This window comes from Nocardiopsis tropica (assembly GCF_042660575.1).
GTDB lineage: Bacteria > Actinomycetota > Actinomycetes > Streptosporangiales > Streptosporangiaceae > Nocardiopsis > Nocardiopsis tropica.
Window position 1 is genome coordinate 63567 of sequence record NZ_JBHSUF010000026.1, and the last position, 19940, is coordinate 83506.

Consider the following 19940-nt stretch of genomic DNA (forward strand, 5'->3'; position numbering starts at 1 on the left):
GGACGGGGGAGGGGCCCGCCGTGGGTCAGGAGGGGGCCACGATGTCCAGCAGGGAGGCCTCCGGGCGGCAGCAGAACCGCACGGGGGCGTACGGGGAGGTGCCCAGGCCGCCGGACACGTGCAGCCACGCGTCCGCGTACTCGTGGAGGCCCCACGCCCGCCGCCGGTCGATCCCGCAGTTGGTGACGAGCGTCCCGTAGAACGGCAGGCACAGCTGGCCGCCGTGGGTGTGCCCGGCCAGGAGCAGCTGGTAGCCGTCGGCGGCGAACCGGTCGAGGTTGGACGGTTCGGGGGAGTGGAGCACGCCCAGGCGCAGGTGCGCCGTCGGGTCGGCCGCCCCGGCGACCTTCTCGTAGCGGTCGAGCTTGATGTGCGAGTCGTGCACGCCGGCGAGGGCGACGTCGAGTTCGCCCGCCTTCAGCGAGCCCTTGCGGTTGTTCAGGTCCAGCCAGCCGGACGCGGACATGGCCGCGCCGAGCTCGCGCCAGGGCAGGTCCGGCACGCGGCGCTTGTTGTAGTCGGTCTTGCTGGTCCGCCAGAGGTAGCGGGCCGGGTTCTTCAGCTGGGGGGAGAACAGGTCGTTGGACCCGTACACGAATGCCCCGGGCCGGTCCAGCAGCGGCCCCAGGGCGTCGATGAACGGTCCCACCGCGTCCGGGTGGGCCAGTGAGTCGCCCGTGTTGACGACCAGGTCCGGCTCGTAGGCGTCCAGCCCGCGGATCCAGTCGATGAGCATCCTGCGGCCCGGCGTCAGGTGCGCGTCGGACAGGTGCAGGATGCGCAGGCGCGGGCTCCCCGGGGGGAGCAGGGGCAGTTCGTAGCGGCGCAGCCGGAACCAATTGCGCTCGATCACCGAGGCATAGGTCAAGCCGGCGACCCCCACCGCGCCAGTGATCGCCGCCGCGCGCCCCACGCGGCGCAGGAGTTGTCTGTTGTCGACGCCCATCCGGCCCTCCTTCGTTGTAGGACCGATCGTCGCAGACCCGGGGCGCCCCCGCGCGCAAACCGTTGGTGGCGCCGCCGGATACCGCCGTAGGATCGGTGCATGTCCGAACTCAAAGACCGCCTCAAGAACGACCTGACCACCGCCATGAAGGCGCGTGACAAGGTGCGCACCGGCACCCTCCGCATGGTCCTGGCGGCCATCTCGACCGAGGAGGCCGCGGGTTCCTCGCAGCGCTCCCTCGGCGACGACGAGATCATCAAGCTGCTGACCCGCGAGGCGAAGAAGCGCCGGGAGGCGGCCGAGGCGTTCGACACCGGCGGTCGGCCCGACCAGGCCGAGGCCGAGCGCGTCGAGAGCGCGGTCATCTCCGAGTACCTGCCCCGCCAGCTGACGGACGACGAGCTCGCCGCGCTGGTGGCGGACGCCGTCGCCGAGACCGGCGCGGACAACCCCCGTGCGATGGGCCAGGTGATGAAGGTCCTCAACCCGAGGATCGCCGGCCGGGCCGAGGGCTCCCGCGTGGCGGCCGAGGTCAAGCGCCGGCTCGCCGGCTGACCGGTTCCCCGCCGGGGGTGCGGCCCGCTCGACGCGGGCGGGCCCCCGCGGCCGGGTCCGTCCGCCCCGTGGACGCGCGAGGGGGCGGCGGTGTCTCCACCGCCGCCCCCTCGTTCCGTCACAGGCCCGGGTCAGTCCCCGTCCCTGCCGTGGGGCAGGTGCGCGGGCTGCACGGGGAGCCAGTCCTCGTCGGGGCCCGTGCCGCTGGCGGTACCGCCGCCGTTGCTCAGGAACACGTTGACCGTGGCCCCCTCCGGGAGCCGCGTGCCCGGGTCGGGGTTGACCGCGGCCACCGAGCCCTCGGGCTCGCCGGACCGGACCCGGGTCTGGGACACGTTGACCGAGTAGCCCGCGGCCTGGAGGGCGGCCACCGCGTCGTTCTCCGGCTGGCCGACCACGTTGGGCACCCCGCCGTCGTCGCTGGCGGGGCTGGCCTCGTCGTCCGGCTCGGGAGCCCTGGGTCCGGAGGTCGATCCGAACCTGCCGGGAGCCGAGGGCAGCTGCTCCACCTCGACGCCCTCGTGGGCGCCGCGCATGGTCTCCTGCCAGATCGGCCCGGGGATCGTGGCGCCGTACACCACGCCGAAGTGCCGGTCGCCGATGGTGACGTTGCGCAGCGGGTGCTGCTGCGGGCCGCGCGGGTCGCCGACGAAGACGGCGCCGGCCATCTGCGGGGTGAACCCGGCGAACCAGGCCGCCGCCGAACCGTCGGTGGTACCGGTCTTGCCCGCCGTGGGACGGCCGATGCCGAGCGAGCTCGCCGTGCCGCCGTTGAAGGTCTGCGACAGCAGGTAGGCCACGCCGTCGGCGACATCCTCGTCGATCGCCCGCGAGCACTCCGGCTCGATGTCGATCGTGGTGCCCGACTGGCGGTCCTCGATCTGGGAGATGGCCTGCGGCTCGCAGTACATCCCTCCGGAGGCGAAGGTCGCGTAGGCGTTGGACACCCGGAGCGGGGAGACCTCCTCGCTGCCCAGCGTGAAGCTGCTGTTGGCGAGCGAGTTCTCGTTCTCCGTGAACTTGGTGCCGTCGGCGCGCTGGAGTCCGAGCGTCTCGGCCATCTCCATCACGTCGCAGATCCCCACCTGCCTCTGGAGCTGGGCGAAGTAGGTGTTGGACGACGCCTTGGTCCCGGAGACCATGTTGTGCGTGGTGTTGGACCTGGTGTCGCCCGAGTTGCTCGGTGTCCACGTGGCCAGGGTGCCGCCGTTGCAGCTGCGCTGGCCGGAGACGGACACGCTGGTGGGCGAGTTGAACGAGGTGCTGAAGGGGAGCCCCTCGTCCAGTGCCGCGGCGAGGGTGATCGCCTTGAAGGTCGACCCGGCCTGGAAGCCGCTGCTGCCGCCCCGGTCGGCGTCGGTCGCGAAGTTGATGGACGTCTCGCCGAGCTTGCTCTCGTCCGGCCCGTAGTTGCGGCTCTGGACCATGCCGAGGATGTGTCCGGTGCCGGGCTCGATGACCACCTCGGCGGCCACCTTGCGCGACTCGTTCTCGCGGGGGACCCACTTGTCGACGGCGGCCTGCCCGGCCTCCTGGGTCTGCGGGTCCAGGGTGGTGTGGATCTCCAGGCCCGCGGTGCGCAGCCAGCGCGCCCGCTCGGTCTCGTTGGGGCCGAAGCGCTCGTCCTGCTCGATCTCCTGGACGACGTAGTCGCAGAAGAAGGGCTGGTCGCTGGGCACGCACCCGTTGGGCGGGGTGTCCAGATCCAGGTCCATGCCCTCGGCCTTGGCCTCCTCGGCCTCGGCCTCGGTGACGGCGCCGGTCGCCACCATGCGGTCCAGGACCACGTTGCGGCGCTCGATGGTCTGGTCGGGGAAGAACCGGGGGTTGTACAGGTAGGGGTAGCGGACCAGGCCGGCGATGGTCGCCGCCTGGTGCAGCTCCAGGTCGCTGGCGGGCACCTGGAAGAAGTGCTGGGCGGCGGACTCGACCCCGTACGCGCCGTCGCTGAAGTAGGCGATGTTCAGGTAGCCCTCGAGGATCTCGTCCTTGGACATCCTCTGCTCCAGGGCAACGGCGTAGCGCAGCTCCCGGATCTTGCGGGCGATGGACTCCTCACGCGCGTGGTCGAGCTCCTCCTGGGAGGTGGCCGCCTCGATCTGCACGTTCTTGACGTACTGCTGTGTGATGGAGGACGCGCCCTCGGTGTTGCCGCCCATGGTGCGCACTGCCGCGCGCAGGGTGCCGGACACGTCGAGGCCGCCGTGCTCGTAGAAGCGGGCGTCCTCGATGGCGAGGATGGCGTCGACCATGAGCGGTGAGACGTCGTCGAGTTCGACGAGCTCCCGGTTCTGGTCGAAGATCTCCGCGATGACGCCGCCCTCGCTGTCGTAGATCGTGGACCGCTGAGGGGGCGGCGGAGTCTCGAGGTTGCTGGGCATGTCCAGGAAGCCGCTGGCGACGTTGCGCGCGGTGATGCCCAGACCACCGACGGCAGGAAGGGCGAGCGCGGCGACGAGGAGGCCCGCGATGACGCCTACGACGACCAGTTGGCTGATTCTTTGAAGCAATGTCCCCTGACCCACCCCATCAGACTAAGTGACCACGGACGCGCACAGTGGTGCGATCTGAACCGGTTTGTGCGCGAGCGCGCTGAGATGCCCGCACTGTCGTGCGAGCGGTGCCCCCATGCCATCTTTTCACGGTTATCGCTGACCACTCGTTGCGCGGTTCGACGCAGCAGGGGATGCCGCCCATCCGACGCGGAGCGCTACCGCGTCCTTACGCAATGGCCCGAGCGGGCCATCTTCAGTGGGATGGGAAGTGGGTCGAGTGGGTTCTGTTGGTGCGGCGTCCGGATCCGTAATTTCTAGACGGCAGGGGTGGGCGTGGAACCACCGCACCCCACGCGGCAGCGGGAGCGTACCGTGTTCTTCCCACCCAACCAGAGCACGCGAGTGTCTGGAACCCCGGGAACCCCGCTGACGCACGATTCGGGTGCGCACACAGGGGAGTAGGGCACATGTGGACCAACCAGTGGACGACGATGGCACGTTGCCGAGAGGTCGACCCGGACGCTCTGTTCGTCCAGGGGGCGGCGCAGCACCGGGCCAAGCTCATCTGTCAGGAGTGCCCGGTGCGCACCGAGTGCCTGGCCGACGCCCTCGACAACCGGGTGGAGTTCGGTGTCTGGGGCGGGATGACCGAACGCGAGCGGCGGGCCCTGTTGCGCAAGCACCCCGGCGTCCCCGACTGGGGGCCGCTCCTGGAGGAGGCCCGACGTGAGGGCGGGGGAGACCTCTCCCACTACGCGGACACCCTCGGCGCGGGCGTCGGCGAGCCCTCCGCCTGAACCCCGGCGCTAGCGTCCTCCTGCCGCGGCGGCGAGGGCGCCGCCGATCCGGCGCAGCCCCTCCAGATCGTGCACGTCCTCCGGCAGGGCGGCCACCTCGGCCACGCGCAGGTCCGGGTGGGAGGACAGCAGGGCGTCGCGCAGCCCGACCTCGCGCCCGCGCACACGGACCCGTTCCGCGTGCAGGCGCAGTGCGGCGGACGCCAGCGGGTGGACGCCCCCCTCCTCCAGCGAGGCGGCGGCGGACTCGGCGTCCGCCGCGCCCAGCGACGAGCCCGCGCCCTCCGGCAGGGGGTGGGTGCGGTTGACGACGACCCCGGCCAGCGGCATGGCGTCGCCGGCCAGCCGGTCCACGAAGTAGGAGGCCTCGCGCATCGCGTCCGTGTCGGGGACGGCGACCACCACGAACGCCGTCCCCGGTGTCCGGAGCAGGCGGTAGGTGCGCTCCGCCCGTTTCTGGAACCCGCCGAACACCGTGTCGAAGGCGGACACGAACGACCGCAGGTCGTCGAGGAACTGCTTCCCCACGATCCTGCCGATCGTCGAGGTCACCAGGTTGAACCCGGCCCCCAGCAGCCGGAAGGCGCCGGTGCTCGCCGGGGCGCTCAGGAACCTGATGAGCCTGCCGTCCAGGAACCGGCCCAGCCGCTCGGGCGCGTCGAGGAAGTCCAGCGCGGACCTGCTGGGCGGGGTGTCCACCACGATCAGGTCCCAGTCCCCCGACTGCCGCAGCTGTCCCAGCTTCTCCATGGCCATGTACTCCTGTGTGCCGGAGAAGCTGGTGGAGAGGGTCTGGTAGAAGGGGTTGGCGAGGATCTGCCGGGCCCGCTCCGGGTCCGCGTGCTCCTCCACGACCTCGTCGAAGGTCCGCTTCATGTCGAGCATCATCGCGTGCATGCTGCCCCGGGCGCCCTCGGGCAGGGGGACGGGGCGCGGGGTGTTGTCCAGCGCCTCCACTCCCATGGACTGGGCCAGGCGCCGCGCCGGGTCCACGGTGATCACGACGGGGTGGCGCCCGCGCTCCGCGGCGCGCAGCCCCAGTGCGGCGGCGGTGGTGGTCTTGCCGACCCCGCCGGCCCCGCAGCACACGATGATCCGCGTCCCCGGGTCGTCCAGGAGCGCGTCGGTGTCGAGTGCCTCCGCACCGGTCCCCCCGCGGTTCGCGCGGCCGTCGTCCTCCGGTCCCGGGTTCACCGGCGCACCCCCTGCTCGGCCAGCCGCCGTGTGAGTTCGTCCAGGGCCGCCCGGTCCACGCCCCCCGTGAGGAGGGGGAGCTCGAGGAGGGGGCGGCCCAGGTCCTCCAGGTCCGACCGCACGCGTCGCTCCAACCGGACCCGCAGGGCGTGCCCGCGCACCTCGCCGGCCAGGGAGGCGGCGAGCTCCCGCGGGTTCTCCACACGTGCCTCCCCGAACCCGGCGGCGAGTGCGTTGAGGTCCGGGCCGCCGCTCGCGGCGGCCTCCAGGGACGCGTCGTCGAGGAGCGGGGGGCGTGCCATGTTCACCAGCACCATCCCCGCCGCGAGCCCCAGCTCGGAGATCTCCGCGATCCCGTCCCGGGTCTCCTGGGCGGGCATCTCCTCCAGGAGCGTCACGAAGTGCACCAGGGTCCGGTCGGAGCGGATGACCTCCATGACCTTGTCGGCGTGGTTGCGGATCGGGCCCACCCGGGCCAGCCCCGCCACCTCGGAGTTCACGTTGAGGAACTGGGAGATCCGCCCCGTCGGCGGGGCGTCCATCACCACGGCGTCGTAGTGGAAGGGCGCGGCCGGATCGGCGGCGGAGGGCCTGCGGCGCGCGCCCCGGCGGCGCCGCACCGCCTCGGTCGCCTTGCCGGTGAGCAGGACGTCGCGCAGCCCGGGGGCGATGGTGGTGGCGAAGTCCACGGCCCCGAGCCTGTTCAGCGCCTGCCCGGCCCGGCGCATGCCGTAGAACATCTCCAGGTACTCCAGGAGCGCCGCCTCGGCGTCGGCCGCCAGGACGGACACGCTCCCGCCGCCGGGGACGGAGAGCATCTCGCGCTCCTCGTAGGGGAGCGGCGGGCTGCCGAGGAGGGTCGCGACGCCCTGGCGCCCCTCCACCTCGACCAGGAGCACGCGGCCACCGTCCGCGGCCAGCGCCTGGGCCAGCGCCGCGGCGATCGTGGTCTTGCCGGTCCCGCCCTTCCCGGTGACGATGTGCAGTCGCGCTCCCGCGCACGCATCCCCCGGATGCTGTGGTCCGTGCTCACGATCACTCACCCCAGGGAGTCTATGTGGGCCTCCGGGGGCGGGTGGGAAGAGGCGTCTGTGTGGGCGGGGAGGAGCACGGGTGAGTAGTGTGGCGGCGTTGACGTGCGGCGCCCCGCCTCGGTGGCGGGACGCCGGTGACCGATAGGGGTTGGACGCATGAGCAAGTGGGAGTACCAGACGGTGGCGCTGCTGTCGCACGCCACCAAGCAGATCCTCGACAACTGGGGTTCCGACGGGTGGGAGCTCGTCTCCGTCGTGCCCGCCCCGCTCCCGGAGGGCACCGACCCGCGCAACCAGCAGTACGTCGCCTACATGAAGCGCCAGCTCTGATGGCCACCCCCGAGGAGCGGATCGCGGAGCTGGGCCTGACCCTGCCGGAGGTGGCGGCCCCGGTGGCCTCCTACACGCCGACGGTGCGCAGCGGGGCCCACGTGTACGTGTCCGGCCAGCTGCCGTTCGTGGAGGGCGAGCTGCCCGCCACGGGCAAGGTCGGCGCGGAGGTCACCCCGGAGGCCGCCCGCGATCTGGCCGCGCTCTGCGCGCTCAACGCCATCGCCGCGGTGCGCGCCGAGGTCGGCGAGCTGTCCGACGTGGTCAGGATCGTCAAGGTGGGCGGCTTCGTGGCCAGCACCCCCGACTTCACCGGCCAGCCCGGTGTGATCAACGGCGCCAGCGACCTGCTCGCCCGGGTCTTCGGCGACGCCGGGGTGCACGCCCGCGCGGCGGTCGGGGTGGCGGCCCTGCCGCTCGACTCCCCGGTCGAGGTCGACATGATCGTCGAGGTCCGCTGAGCGGTTCCCCGTGAGGCCGGGCAGGCCGCGCCGGTCGGCGGCGCGGCCTCCGGCCCCGAGACCCGGGAGGGTATGCCGATGCCGGAGCAGGGAGGGGCCGCCCGGCCCAGGCCGGCCGCCACGGTGATGCTGCTGCGCCCCGCGCGGGGCGGCCCGGCCCGGGGCGGGCGCGGGGAGGGGCCGATGGAGGTCCTGCTCATGCGCAGGGTCCGCTCCATGGGCTTCGCGCCGGGCGCCTACGTCTTCCCGGGCGGAGGAGTGGACGAGAGGGACGCCGACGGGGATCTTCCCTGGACCGGTCCGTCCCCGCGGGAGTGGGCGCGGACACTCGGCACCGACGTGCGGATGGCGCGTGCGCTGGTGTGCGCCGCCGTCCGCGAGACCTTCGAGGAGACCGGCGTGCTGCTGGCGAGCGCGCCGGAGCGCGCCGGGGAGCCGGCCATCACCCTCGACACGGCGTCCGAGGAGTGGGAGCGGGACCGGCTGGGGCTGATCGACCGCTCCCGCTCCTTCACGGGGGTGCTCTCCCGGCGCGGGCTGGTGCTCAGGTCGGAGTGGCTCCGGGCGTGGTCGCGCTGGATCACGCCCCGCGCCCAGCCGCGCCGCTACGACACCTGGTTCTTCGCCGCGGAGCTTCCGCCGGGCCAGGCCTCGCGCGACGTCGGCGGCGAGGCCGACCTCACGGCCTGGACCGATCCGTCCCTGGTCGCCCCGGAATGGGCGGCGGGGCGCATGCCCATGCTGCCGCCCACGGTGGTCACGTGCGCCGAGCTCGCCGAGTGCCGGACCCTGGAGGGTGTACGGAAGGCGCGACGGGATATCGTCCCCTTTGAACCGGAAGTTCGGGAAGTCAACGGTCGGATCCGCGTCGTCGCCCCCGACGGGGTGGAGTACCCCCTGCCGAATCCCGGTGCGGCCCCGTGAGGGTGCGCACGTCACCGTGCGGACCGCGTGGCCGCGGGACGGGTTCCGGGGTTCGCCGCCCGCGGTCCTCCGGACCGGTCCGGTCTCGGCGATCGAAGCGAGGTGCGATGAGGATCGACGGTTCCGGGACGCTGCGCGCCAGTTGTGTGCTGTGCCCCAATCCTGGCCCGATGACGTTGGAGGGGACCAACACCTGGATCCTGCGCGAGCCCGGCGCCCGCGGGGTCGTGGTCGTGGACCCCGGCCCCCACGACGAGCGCCACCTGGAGAGGGTGGCGCGGACCGTGCAGGAGCAGGGCGCGCAGGTACAGATGGCGGTGGTCACCCACCGGCACCCCGACCACGCCGAGGGCGCCCGCTACTTCGCCGAGCTGACCGGGGCCCCCGTGCACGCGGTCGACCCGGAGGCGCGGGTCGGCGGCCACGGCCTGTCCGACGGCGACACCCTGGAGGCCGACGGCCTGGTACTGACGGTCGTCGCCACCCCCGGGCACACCGACGACTCGGTGTGCCTCCTGGTCGGCGCGGACAACGCCGTCCTGACCGGGGACACGGTCCTGGGGCACGGCACGACCGTGATCGACGGCGACGACGGCCTCGGCCCCTACATGGACTCGCTGTACAGGCTGCGGGACCTCGTGCGGGAGCAGGGTGTGCGCACACTCCTGCCCGGGCACGGACCGATCCTGACCGCGCCCGCGGAGGCGCTGTCCTCCTACATCGCGCACCGCGAGTCGCGCCTGGAGCAGGTCCGGGAGGCCGTGAACGCCGGCGCGACCGGGGTCGGCGCCGTCGTGGACCGTGTCTACCCCGACGTCGACGAGCAGATCCGGTTCGCCGCGGAGTCGTCGGTGCGCGCCCAGCTGCGCTACCTGGCCTCGCGCGGTGAGCTCCCGGCCGGCAACGAGCCGTAGCCCCGGGCGGACGGGCACCGCCCGGCAGGCGCGCGCACGGGGCCTTCCGAGCCGCCGCCGAGGGGCGGCGCGCCGCGGGGTCCGGACAGTGCTGTGGCCGCCCACCCCGGGGGGAGAGCGGCCACACAGCGTGTCCGCCGGGCGCCCGTCCGGGCGCCGGAGGTTCTAGCGGGCCCGGCGGCGCATCCGCTCGACGTCGAGCAGGACGACGGCCTTGGCCTCGATGCGCAGCCAGCCGCGCAGCGCGAACTCGGCGAGCGCCTTGTTGACCGTCTCGCGCGAGGCGCCGACCAGCTGGGCGAGCTCCTCCTGGGTGAGGTCGTGGTGGACGTGCAGGCCGTCCTCGCCCTCCTTGCCGAACTTGTCGGCGAGCTCCAGGAGCGCCTTGGCCACACGGCCCGGCACGTCGGTGAAGACGAGGTCCGCCATCACGTCGTTGGTCCGGCGCAGCCTGGCCGCCAGTGCCTTGAGCAGCTGGAGCGAGACGTGCGGACGGCTCGACAGGAACGGGCGCAGGTCGTCGTGGCCCAGCCCGGCGAGCACCGAGTCGGTCACGGCGACGGCGCTCGCGGTGCGCGGGCGCGGGTCGAACAGCGACAGCTCACCGAACATCTCACTGGGGCCGAGCACCCCGAGCAGGTTCTCGCGGCCGTCCACGGCCGTACGGGTCAGCTTGACCTTCCCGCTGAGGATCACGTACAGGCGGTCGCCCTCGTCGCCCTCGCTGAACAGGGTCTGCCCGCGTCCGAGGCGTACCTCGCTCACCGATGAGCGGAGCGCCGCCGTGTCCTCCTCGTCGAGAGCCTCGAACAGAGGGGCCTTCCGCAGCACCTCGTTGATCTCGTCCACCACACGTCCTCCTCAGAACCTGACCGTCAACAGTGTGACGTATATCGCACCCGGGTGTGAAACCAGGTCGTTACCGCGGCTTGCCGCCGGGAGACCACGTGCCCACAACAGCCGACGTCAGCCCATGCGATCTTAGTCGTAATCAGCCTGTATCAAGGGCTGTCCGCGCCGCGCCATCGGACATTGGTTACATAATCCCGGTCACCGGCCGAAACGACGGCCGGCTCCCGGAAGCATGCCGAACTTTCGGTGAACACGGAGGCCCGCCCCGTCGGGACGCCTACCCTGTGACGATGCCCCGTGACACGCCAGACGCGCCGTCCGCGCCCGCGGAGAACCCCACGCCCACCGGCGAGAGCCGACTCGCGCTGGTCCGCCGCGCGCGCAGGATGTACCGGGAACTCGTCGAGCTCTACCCGGACGCCCACTGCGAACTGAACTTCACGACCCCGCTGGAACTGCTGGTCGCCACCATCCTGTCCGCGCAGTGCACGGACAAACGGGTCAACCAGGTCACTCCGGCGCTCTTCGCCCGCTACCCCGACGCCGAGGCCTACGCCTCGGCCCGGCGGGAGGAGATGGAGGAGGTCATCCGTCCGCTCGGCTTCTTCCGCGCCAAGACGAACAGTCTCATCGGGCTCGGTCAGGCGCTGTGCGAACAGCATGGCGGAGAGGTTCCGGGGAACCTCTCCGACCTGGTCAAACTACCCGGTGTAGGACGAAAAACCGCAAATGTACTGCTCGGTAATGCCTTCGATGTGCCCGGGATCACCGTGGACACCCATTTCGGGCGGTTGGTCCGCCGTTTCAAGTGGACGGACGAGGTCGACCCGGTGAAGGTCGAGCACGCGGTGGGCGACCTGTTCCCCCCGAGGGACTGGACGATGCTCTCCCACCGGGTGGTCTGGCACGGGCGGCGGGTCTGCCACGCCCGCAAGCCCGCCTGCGGCGCCTGCGACCTGGCCCGCTGGTGCCCCTCGTTCGGGGAGGGCCCGACGGATCCGGACACGGCCGCCGGGCTGCTGCGGATGCGCTCCTTCGCCTGACCCCGCCCCTGCGGCGGCCGGCCCGGAGGCGGCGGACGGCGGGGGCGCCTGCGGCGCTTTGTACTCTGATGGTGTGATCGTTGACACCGGCGTCCCGACACGGCCGCCGCGTCCGCGCGGACGCCTCCGCCGCGCCGCTCCGCGGTACCGCCGCGACGCGGCGGCGGCCCCCTGCCGGGACGACCCCGGCGGTCCCACCGCCTCCGGGGACGCCGCGCCGGCCGGCGGACCCGGAGACCGGGGCCCCGCGGGGGACGCGGCGCCCCCGGGAGCGGTTCCCGCGAGGGAGTCCCCGCACGGGACCGCCGGACACGGTTCCACCGCATGACGACCCGAGGGAGCGGTGCGGGCCCCGGGCCCCGCGCTCCCGGCCCGCCCAGGAAATCCCGGGAACATCCCGGTGCGGCCCGCGCCAGCGGCCGCACCGGTCCACCGACGGCGCGACAACCCCCGGAACAGGCTTCACGTATGAACCCGATCCCGCTCTGGCTCGCCGCGCTCGCGGACGCCGCCGAGACGATGACCGTGCCGGGCCCCATGCGGCCCCCCGCGAACGGCGGCCGCGAGTCGGCCGTCCTCATCCTCTTCGGCGTCGGACACAAGGGGCCGGACCTGCTCCTCATCCAGCGCAACGCCGGACTGCGCCGCCACGCCGGGCAGCCGGCCTTCCCCGGCGGCCGGATCGAGCCCACGGACGCCTCCGTCGAGGCCGCGGCCCTCCGGGAGGCGGAGGAGGAGACCGGGGTGGTCCCCGCGGGCGTCGACGTCGTGGGACGCCTCCCCGAGCTGTACCTGAGCTTCAGCAACTTCCGGGTGGCCCCCGTCCTGGGCTGGTGGCGCGAGCCCTCCGAGGTGCGCCCCACCGACCTCGGCGAGGTCGCCGCGGTCTCCAGGGTCCCGGTCGCCGACCTCGCCGACCCGGCCAACCGGGTCATGGTGCGCTACGGGGGCGGGACCCGGTGGGGGCCGGGCTTCCGGGTCGACGGCATGCTCGTGTGGGGTTTCACCGGTGCGATCATCGACAGCCTGCTCACCATGGGCGGCTGGGAACTTCCTTGGCGCCACGAGGGTCTCACCGACGTGTTCGAAGCCACCCCGCAGGGCCTGCGGCCGGTCGGGTAGCGCTCATTCTTGGAGGGCATTGTGCTCGACGTGGTCCTGATCGTCCTGCTGCTGCTGTTCGCGGTGACCGGGTACCGCCAGGGTTTCATCGTCGGTGTCTTCAGTTTCGTGGGCTTCATCGGCGGGGGCGTCCTCGCCGCCCTGGCCGCCCCGGACCTGATCCAGGCGTGGGTGGAGGATCCCGGCCGACAGGCGCTCCTGGCCATCGCCGTGGTCTTCCTGGCCGCCGCGCTCGGCCAGTTCCTGTGCTCCTACCTGGGCACCCTCGTCCGCAACAGGGTCACGTGGGACTCCGCCCGCGTCGTGGACGCCGTGGGCGGAGCCCTGGTCAGCGGGCTCTCGGTACTGCTCGTCGCCTGGTTCATCGGCAGCACGGTCGCGAACTCGGCGCTGCCGTTGGTGGCCGGCCAGGTCAAGGACTCGCGCATCCTCCAGTCGGTGGACGCGCTCATGCCGGAGTCGGCCCACAGCGGCTTCTCCACGTTCCGCAGGGTCGTGGACCAGAGCGCGTTCCCACAGGTCTTCAGCGGCCTCGGGACCGGTGAGCTGGCCGAGGTCGAGCCGCCGGACCCGGACGTTCTCACCACCCCGGAGCTGATCGAGTCAAGCCGCAGCGTGGTCAAGGTCCTGGGGACCGCCCCGTCCTGCCAGCGCCGTGTGGAGGGGACCGGCTTCGCCTACGCCGAAGACCGGATCATGACCAACGCGCACGTCGTCGCCGGGGTGACCGACGACCTGCGGATCGTCACCCGGGAGGGCTACCAGCTCGACGCCACCCTGGTGCTGTTCGACGCGCAGCAGGACCTGGCGGTCCTCCACGTCCCGGGGCTGGACCTGGAGCCGCTGGAGTTCACGCACGAGGCCCCGCAGGGCGGGGACGCGGTGGTGGCCGGGTTCCCCCGCAACAGCGGCTTCACGGCCGTCCCCGCGCGCGTACGGGCCCGCCAGACGGCGCAGGGGCCGGACTTCTACCACTCGCAGCAGGTGAGCCGGGAGATCTACCAGGTGCGCGCGGTGGTGCGCCCCGGCAACTCCGGAGGCCCGCTCCTCGCCCCGGACGGCACCGTCTACGGGGTCGTGTTCGCCGCGGCCACGAACGAGCCGGAGACGGGCTACGTGCTCACCGCCGACGAGGTGGCGGAGAACGCGGGTTCGGGTCTGGAGTCCGCGGCGGAGGTCTCCTCCCAGACCTGCGACTGACCCCCGTCCACAGGCGGACGCCGGGCCTTCACAGGACCCGCCCCCCACGGTTCACTGGATGTACAGGGGGACCGCCGCGGCGGCCGGCACGGTGCTGCCCGGGGTCCGCGGATCCGCGGGCCGTCCCCAGGGCCGTCCGCGGGGCCGTCCGCCCCGCGCGGCGGAGGCGCCACGCGGGGCGGGCGACCCCGGGCCCCGACCCGTCACTCGCTCCGGCGCCCGCGCCCCCGCACGCGAACGGGCGCCCTCCCCGCGGGGAGGGCGCCCGTTCGGACGTCTGTGGACCGGCCCTAGTTGGAGCTGGGGTCCGGCGTGTGCTCGTTCGTCAACGGCCAGCTCATGCGCACGACGGTGCCCCTGTCGCTGGGGTCGATCTTCACCTCGTCGGCGAGACCGGTGATGACCGCCAGGCCGAGGCCGGGGGAGAACCCGGAGATTCCGCCGGGAGGGGTGTCCTCACCGTCGAGGAAGAGCCCGTCCAGCATGGACGGGTTGACGGTCTCCACCGTGTCCTTCGCGGGGGCACGGTCGGAGACGACGACCTCGAAACGTTGTGTCGCGCTCCCGTTGGCGCGCAAGGCGGGGCTCGTGGCGTCGGTGCGGGAGTCCGGCCCCGGGTCAGGCCCGTTGCCGTCGATCAGCTGGAGCAGGATCGGCTGTGTGGGGCAGTGCAGCTTGTGTGCGGCCACCGCCCGGGAACACGCCTCACCGACCGCCAGCCTGATCTCGTCGATCGCTGAGGCGGCGATACCCGCCCGCCGTGCCACGGTCGCGGCCATGAGCCGCGCCGTGCGCACGTGGGCGGGAAGCGCGCTGATCGTGAGCGTGATGGTTGCCATCGCTCGCTCTGGGCTACTTCGCGGAACGCTTGTCGATGGCTTCCTGAACAGAGCCGTGGATACCGAAGACCTTGGTCAGACCGGTGATCCGGAAGATCTTCAGGATGCGCTCCTGGGTGCAGACCAGGTCGAGGGTCCCGTCGTGGGCCCGGACGCGCTTGAGCCCGCCCACAAGCACACCGAGGCCTGTCGAGTCCAGGAACTCCACCTTCTCCATGTTGACCACGAGGTGGAAGTTGCCCTTGTTGACCAGGTCGATCAGCAGCTCGCGGAGCCGGGGCGCGGTATAGACATCGATCTCACCCTCAACGACGACGATCTCGGTGTCGCCCTCGGTGTAATGATCAAGCTTCAAGTCCACTAGTCCTCCAGCGCCGAACCGCGAAAAAATCGCGAATGATCTCTGCCGGGCGTTACCCCACCAGCACGCATTCAACCACGGGTGTCGAGTGCGTCTTCCTGTGATGCACAGAAAAACCGTGACACCGCGCCACTCTTCCCCCGGATGTCACACTGAAACCGATGTCCCAGTGCGACACCCTTCGTCTGAGGGCGTCATGACTACCGAACACGCGCCTGTGAGGAGGGGTCTCGGATGAGGCGATCGGAGCCCGTGCTCCCCGGTGTGTGGCGTGACGATACCCGGTACCCGCAGGTGACCCACATCGAGCATGTGGCCCGCAACGAGGGAGTGGGCGGGGAGTGGCCGGAATGGGCCGCGCCCCACCTGGTCGGACGGCTCTCCGAGCTGGGGATCACACGACCGTGGTCCCACCAGGTTGAAGCCGCCGACCTCGCACGCTCGGGCCGTGATGTGATCATAGCCACGGGTACCGCCTCGGGGAAGTCACTCGGCTTCCTCATACCCGCTGTGGACGCCGTCGACGCGGGCGGGACCGTGCTCTACCTCTCCCCGACCAAGGCGCTCGCCCAGGACCAGTTGCGGTGGATATCGGACCTGGGTCTCGCGGGCATGCGTGCGGCCGTATACGACGGCGACACGAGCGTCGAGGAGCGGTCCTGGGTACGCGAGCACGGCAACTACGTGCTCACCAACCCGGACATGCTGCACCACGGGATCCTCCCCCGCCACGGGGCGTGGTCGCGCTTCCTGCGCAGGCTGCGCTACGTGGTGGTCGACGAGGCGCACCGGTACCGCGGTGTCTTCGGCTCGCACGTCGCCCAGATCCTGCGGCGGCTGCGCAGGATCTGCGCCCGCTACCGGTCGGAACCGGTGTTCGTGCTGGCCTCGGCCACTTCCGGCAGCCCCGCGCAGAGCGCGACCCGGCTGACCGGCGTGCCCGTCACCGCGGTCAGCGAGGACGGGTCCCCGCGCCCGGGGCTGTCCGTCGCCCTCGTGGAGCCGGAGCTCACCGACCTGACCGGGGAGCAGGGGGCGCCCATCAGGCGGACGGCGCCGTCCCAGGCCGCTGAGATGCTCGCCGACCTGGTGCGGGACCGGGTGCGGACCCTCGTGTTCGTGCGTTCGCGGCAGGGCGCGGAGGTGGTCGCGCTGACCGCTCAGCGGCTCCTGTCGGAGCGGGGCGACCACGACCTGGCCGCCCGGGTTGCCGCCTACCGGGGCGGCTACCTGCCCTCGGAGCGGAGGGAGCTGGAGGAGGCCCTGAGGACGGGGGAGCTCCTGGGGCTGGCGAGCACCAACGCCCTGGAACTGGGCGTGGACATCAGCGGGCTCGACGCCGTCCTCATCGCCGGATGGCCGGGGACCCTGGCGTCCCTGTGGCAGCAGGCGGGACGGGCGGGGCGGCGCGGCGACGACGCCCTGGCGGTGTTCATCGCCCGGGACGACCCGTTGGACACGTACCTCGCACACCACCCGGAGGCGATTTTCGGTCGCTCTGTGGAGACCACCGTCCTTGACCCGGAAAACCCCCACATTCTGGGTCCGCACCTGTGTGCGGCCGCCCAGGAGCTACCGATCACGAAGGACGACTTCGCCCTCTTCGGAGAAACCACCGAGGAGCGCCTGGCCGATCTCGTGGAGCGGAAACTCTTGCGGAGGCGCCCACGGGGCTGGTTCTGGACCAGTAATGAACGGGCCAGCGACCTGGCCGATATCCGCGGGGCGGGCGGTCCCCCCGTGCAGATCGTGGACACCGGGAGCGGGCAGCTCCTCGGCGAGATCGACGAGGCCGCGTCCCACGGCACCGTGCACCCGGGCGCGGTGTACCTCCACCAGGGCTCCACGTACCTGGTGGACGACCTCGACCTGGACGAGGGGGTCGCACTGGTCCACGGCGCCGAACCGCCGTACAGCACCTGGGCGCGCGACACCACGGACATCACCGTGCGCTCGGTGCTGCGCCGGGAGGAGTGGCCGAGCGGCGCGACCGCGTACTTCGGCGAGGTGGAGGTGGTCCGCCAGGTGGTGGGCTTCCTCAAGCGGGACGTGCGCACCGGCTCCGTCCTCGGGGAGCAGCCGCTCGAACTCCCCGAGCGCACGCTCCACACCCGCGCGGTGTGGTGGACCCTGCCCGCGGAGGGGGAGGCCCGGCTGCGCAAGGAGGACGTGGGCCTGCTGGGCGCCGCCCACGCGGCCGAGCACGCCGCGATCGGCATGCTCCCGCTGCTGGCGACCTGCGACCGCTCGGACATCGGCGGGGTGTCCACCGCCGTCCACGGCGACACGGGCAGGCTGACGGTGTTCGTCTACGACGGGTACGAGGGCGGCGCGGGCTTCGCCGAGCGGGGCTTCTCCGCGGCGCGCGAGTGGCTCACCGCGACCCGGGCCGCGATCGCCGACTGCGAGTGCGACCACGGGTGCCCCTCGTGCATCCAGTCGCCCAAGTGCGGCAACGGCAACGAGCCCCTGAGCAAGTCCGGTGCGCTGAGGCTTCTCGACGAGGTCCTCGGAGGGGACGGCGGCACGGGCGCGGAGGGCGCCTGAGAGCCGCCTTCCGGAGGAGGTGCGGGCCGTCCGCGGGCTGAGGGCGCCGGGTTCTCCGCGGTGCCGTCCGGGGACCGGGTCGCAGGACCGGCCCGTCCGAGACGGGACCGGGGAGCGCCGTGCCGACAGCCCGCGGATCCCGCGTGCCGGGGCGAGGGGCACGCCACAGGCGGGGGGCCGTGCGCCGCCCGCCGGTGCGGGGCCACGGGCGGCCGGGCGCCGGGGAATGGGGCTCCCGCAGCCGGTGCGGGGCACCCGGGGTTTTCCACAGGCTGGGAAAGGGGCTTTCGGGACCGCACTCCGCCACCGGAACCTGGAATCGGGCGCCGACACCCCGTCCGCCCCTCACCAGGGAGGTTCCATGTTCGCTCTCACCGGCCCGCCACCCGCTCGCACCGCGCAGCCCGGAGGCGACGACGGGATGGCCACCGCCGAGTACGCGCTGTGCGCGGTCATCGGCGCCGCGTTCGCCGGCGTCCTCTACGTCATCATCACCAGCGGTGAGGTCAGGGAGGCCCTCACCGCGCTCGTGGTCGATGCGCTCAGCTCGGGGTTCTGACCGCGGATCGGTCACCGTGGAGGCGGCGCTCACGCTGCCCTCCCTGCTGCTCGTCCTGGCCGTGTCCTTCGGGGCCGTCCAGGCCGCTTCGGCCCAGCTCGCCTGCGCGGACGCCGCGCGGGTGGGGGCGCGGGCCCTCGCCCGGGGCGAACCCGACGACCGGGCCCGGAGCCTGGCGCTGACCGCCGCGCCCCGGGGCGCGGACGTCGGCCTGGCCGATGACGGGCACACAGCCCGCGTCACCGTACGGGTCGAGCTGCGGCTCGGCCCACTGGCGCCTCCCCTGGGGGTGGACGGCAGCGCCGCCGTCCTCCTCGAACCGGGGAGCTGACCACGTGCACTCCGACTCCGGCTCAGCCACCGTCTGGTGGGCGAGCCTGGGGGCCCTGCTCTGGTTCGTCACCCTCGCCGTCCTCGTGACGGCGGCGGCACGACTCGACCGGGACCGCGCCACCACCGCCGCCGATCTCGCCGCACTCGCGGCCGCCGCCCGACTCGTCCACGGCACGGAACGAGCCTGCGCGGAGGCCCGGGACACCGCAGAGGCCAACGAGGCCTCCCTCGAATCCTGCGTCATCACCGGCTCCACCGCAGAGGTGGTGGTCTCGGTCCCGTCGTCACTGGCGGACCGCGACGTCCTGGCGCGCGCCCGCGCCGGGCCGGTCCACGAAGCCGTCTCCAGCGAGGAAGTGGAATGAGCCCCGCCCCCGTCTCCGTACTGCTGTGCGCCCTCCTGCTGGGAGCTCCTCCCCAGTCCGACGACCACGTCCCTCCGCCCTGCGCGGCCTCCGCCGAACCCGCCGAACCCGCCGAACCCGCCGAACCCGCCGTGCGCGACGGCGGTGCCGAGGACCCCGACCCCTGCGCCTCCCCATCGGCGAGCCCCACGCCCTCGCCCGCCGCCGGGGCCCGCCCGGCGGAGGCCTCGGTCGGTTCCGCCCGCCGGGCGGCGGCCGCTCCGCCGCCCGTGCACGAACCCGTCGTCCACTACACGGCGGAGGCCGCACCCCCCGCCGCGACCTTCGCGCGTGCCGTGGGACACACCTCCACCGTGGTCCTGGTTCTGCTGGGCATCGCGGTGCTGGCGATGCGCCTGTCCGTCGGCTGGCCCCGCTTCCCCACCCCGTACCTCGGCCAGCGGCGCTTCGACCGGGAGGAGTACTGACACCGCGGGGTCCCGTCCGGGTCGGCCCCGGGCGGGACCCCGCGGACGGGTCCTGGGGTCGGGTCCCGCCCGGGCGTGTGCCCCGCACCGCCGCCCCCGTCCGGACGACCTGCGCACACCCCCCGCACAGCGGGTGCGGAACCCTCGTACCCTCCGGTGTATGGGACACCGACACCCGAGCAGGCTCAAGAACTCCGAGGTGGGCCACGCGCGCGCCCGCTGGCTCCTGCGGGCCGAGCTTGCCGGGTGCGAGGAGTGCCGCGGGGAGGGCGACCGGGAGGCGCTGGCCGACCTGGCCTCGGAGGGCGTCTTCGACTCGCTGCTCACCGGTTTCGTGCTCGCGCGTGTGCAGCAGTGGCGTGTGCCCGGCCGACCCCCCCGGTACCCGGCCACGGTGTACCGCCTCGCGCCCGTCGACGAACGGGACTTCTGGCGGGAGCCCACCCAGCACTGCATGAGGGTGTGCACGGTCGCGGGAGCACGGGGGAGCAGTGTGGACACCGTGCCCGCGCTCCGCGAACTCCGGCTGATGTCCACGGCCGACCGCGCGTCCGTCCTGGACGACGTCATCGACGGCCTCTGCGAGGACGAGGCCTGAGGTG

General features: G+C 72.8%; 22 protein-coding genes. 15 read left to right on the plus strand and 7 right to left on the minus strand.

Annotated features, from left to right (window positions below):
• Positions 1-25 precede the first annotated feature (25 nt).
• Entirely contained in the window at positions 26-946 is a 921-nt protein-coding gene (locus tag ACFQBR_RS30210) for a metallophosphoesterase (protein ID WP_267947451.1), read from the minus strand.
• 99 nt (positions 947-1045) lie between these two features.
• On the opposite strand from ACFQBR_RS30210, the gene ACFQBR_RS30215 reads away from it, so the two are divergent.
• The gene (locus tag ACFQBR_RS30215; protein ID WP_267947452.1) at positions 1046-1501 is read left to right on the plus strand and encodes a GatB/YqeY domain-containing protein; all 456 of its coding nucleotides are present in this window, start codon (positions 1046-1048) and stop codon (positions 1499-1501) included.
• Between the two features lie 131 nt (positions 1502-1632).
• Here the strand turns inward: ACFQBR_RS30215 and ACFQBR_RS30220 are convergent, their stop codons facing one another.
• Positions 1633-4011, minus strand: a complete 2379-nt coding sequence (locus ACFQBR_RS30220; RefSeq protein WP_344179098.1) for a penicillin-binding protein — start codon at positions 4009-4011, stop codon at positions 1633-1635.
• A 452-nt stretch (positions 4012-4463) separates the two neighbouring features.
• On the opposite strand from ACFQBR_RS30220, the gene ACFQBR_RS30225 reads away from it, so the two are divergent.
• Positions 4464-4793, plus strand: coding sequence for a WhiB family transcriptional regulator (locus tag ACFQBR_RS30225; RefSeq protein ID WP_267947453.1), 330 nt, complete (start codon positions 4464-4466; stop codon positions 4791-4793).
• Positions 4794-4802: 9 nt separating this feature from the next.
• On the opposite strand, the gene bagB is transcribed toward ACFQBR_RS30225, so the two are convergent.
• On the minus strand, positions 4803-5987 hold the full coding sequence (gene bagB / locus ACFQBR_RS30230) for an ArsA family ATPase (RefSeq protein WP_344179054.1): 1185 nt from the start codon (positions 5985-5987) through the stop codon (positions 4803-4805).
• Entirely contained in the window at positions 5984-7030 is a 1047-nt protein-coding gene (gene bagA / locus ACFQBR_RS30235; protein WP_344179056.1) for an ATPase BagA, read from the minus strand. Before bagA ends, bagB begins: the two co-directional genes overlap by 4 nt.
• 147 nt (positions 7031-7177) lie before the next feature.
• Between bagA and ACFQBR_RS30240 the strand changes: the two genes are divergently transcribed.
• From ACFQBR_RS30240 to ACFQBR_RS30255, 4 genes are all read left to right on the plus strand, one after another.
• Positions 7178-7351: a DUF4177 domain-containing protein gene (locus ACFQBR_RS30240; protein WP_267947456.1), complete on the plus strand. Its 174-nt coding sequence runs from the start codon at positions 7178-7180 to the stop codon at positions 7349-7351.
• A complete protein-coding gene (locus tag ACFQBR_RS30245) occupies positions 7351-7812 on the plus strand; it encodes a RidA family protein (RefSeq protein ID WP_267947457.1) in 462 nt (153 codons plus the stop codon). The genes ACFQBR_RS30240 and ACFQBR_RS30245 overlap by 1 nt, the downstream gene beginning before the upstream one ends.
• 78 nt (positions 7813-7890) lie before the next feature.
• Entirely contained in the window at positions 7891-8736 is an 846-nt protein-coding gene (locus tag ACFQBR_RS30250; RefSeq protein WP_344179058.1) for an NUDIX hydrolase, read from the plus strand.
• A gap of 107 nt (positions 8737-8843) precedes the next feature.
• On the plus strand, positions 8844-9650 hold the full coding sequence (locus ACFQBR_RS30255) for an MBL fold metallo-hydrolase (RefSeq protein ID WP_344179060.1): 807 nt from the start codon (positions 8844-8846) through the stop codon (positions 9648-9650).
• A 165-nt stretch (positions 9651-9815) separates the two neighbouring features.
• Here the strand turns inward: ACFQBR_RS30255 and ACFQBR_RS30260 are convergent, their stop codons facing one another.
• Positions 9816-10502 (minus strand): Crp/Fnr family transcriptional regulator, encoded by a 687-nt coding sequence (locus tag ACFQBR_RS30260; RefSeq protein WP_267947460.1) that lies wholly within the window; start codon positions 10500-10502, stop codon positions 9816-9818.
• A 290-nt stretch (positions 10503-10792) separates the two neighbouring features.
• Between ACFQBR_RS30260 and nth the strand changes: the two genes are divergently transcribed.
• From nth to ACFQBR_RS30275, 3 genes are all read left to right on the plus strand, one after another.
• Positions 10793-11545, plus strand: a complete 753-nt coding sequence (gene nth, locus ACFQBR_RS30265) for an endonuclease III (RefSeq protein WP_267947461.1) — start codon at positions 10793-10795, stop codon at positions 11543-11545.
• 468 nt (positions 11546-12013) lie between these two features.
• The gene (locus tag ACFQBR_RS30270; protein WP_344179064.1) at positions 12014-12667 is read left to right on the plus strand and encodes an NUDIX hydrolase; all 654 of its coding nucleotides are present in this window, start codon (positions 12014-12016) and stop codon (positions 12665-12667) included.
• A 21-nt stretch (positions 12668-12688) separates the two neighbouring features.
• The gene (locus tag ACFQBR_RS30275; RefSeq protein ID WP_344179101.1) at positions 12689-13867 is read left to right on the plus strand and encodes a MarP family serine protease; all 1179 of its coding nucleotides are present in this window, start codon (positions 12689-12691) and stop codon (positions 13865-13867) included.
• Between the two features lie 290 nt (positions 13868-14157).
• Here ACFQBR_RS30275 and ACFQBR_RS30280 read toward each other — a convergent pair whose 3' ends face one another.
• Positions 14158-14706 carry an ATP-binding protein gene (locus tag ACFQBR_RS30280; RefSeq protein WP_344179067.1) on the minus strand — a complete coding sequence of 183 codons (549 nt, stop codon included), beginning with the start codon at positions 14704-14706 and terminating at the stop codon, positions 14158-14160.
• A 13-nt stretch (positions 14707-14719) separates the two neighbouring features.
• Complete coding sequence (locus ACFQBR_RS30285; RefSeq protein ID WP_159944311.1) at positions 14720-15067, minus strand: STAS domain-containing protein; 348 nt, start codon at positions 15065-15067, stop codon at positions 14720-14722.
• 234 nt (positions 15068-15301) lie between these two features.
• Between ACFQBR_RS30285 and ACFQBR_RS30290 the strand changes: the two genes are divergently transcribed.
• The 6 genes from ACFQBR_RS30290 to ACFQBR_RS30315 all read left to right on the plus strand — a co-directional run bounded on the left by ACFQBR_RS30290 (position 15302) and on the right by ACFQBR_RS30315 (position 19936).
• A complete protein-coding gene (locus ACFQBR_RS30290; RefSeq protein WP_344179070.1) occupies positions 15302-17614 on the plus strand; it encodes a DEAD/DEAH box helicase in 2313 nt (770 codons plus the stop codon).
• Positions 17615-17975: 361 nt separating this feature from the next.
• Positions 17976-18173, plus strand: a complete 198-nt coding sequence (locus ACFQBR_RS30295; protein WP_330157978.1) for a DUF4244 domain-containing protein — start codon at positions 17976-17978, stop codon at positions 18171-18173.
• On the plus strand, positions 18151-18504 hold the full coding sequence (locus tag ACFQBR_RS30300) for a TadE family type IV pilus minor pilin (RefSeq protein WP_267947466.1): 354 nt from the start codon (positions 18151-18153) through the stop codon (positions 18502-18504). The genes ACFQBR_RS30295 and ACFQBR_RS30300 overlap by 23 nt, the downstream gene beginning before the upstream one ends.
• Positions 18505-18508: 4 nt before the next feature.
• A complete protein-coding gene (locus ACFQBR_RS30305) occupies positions 18509-18871 on the plus strand; it encodes an Rv3654c family TadE-like protein (protein ID WP_267947467.1) in 363 nt (120 codons plus the stop codon).
• On the plus strand, positions 18868-19338 hold the full coding sequence (locus ACFQBR_RS30310) for a hypothetical protein (RefSeq protein WP_344179073.1): 471 nt from the start codon (positions 18868-18870) through the stop codon (positions 19336-19338). The genes ACFQBR_RS30305 and ACFQBR_RS30310 overlap by 4 nt, the downstream gene beginning before the upstream one ends.
• 160 nt (positions 19339-19498) lie before the next feature.
• Positions 19499-19936, plus strand: a complete 438-nt coding sequence (locus tag ACFQBR_RS30315) for a hypothetical protein (protein ID WP_344179076.1) — start codon at positions 19499-19501, stop codon at positions 19934-19936.
• Positions 19937-19940: the final 4 nt, after the last annotated feature.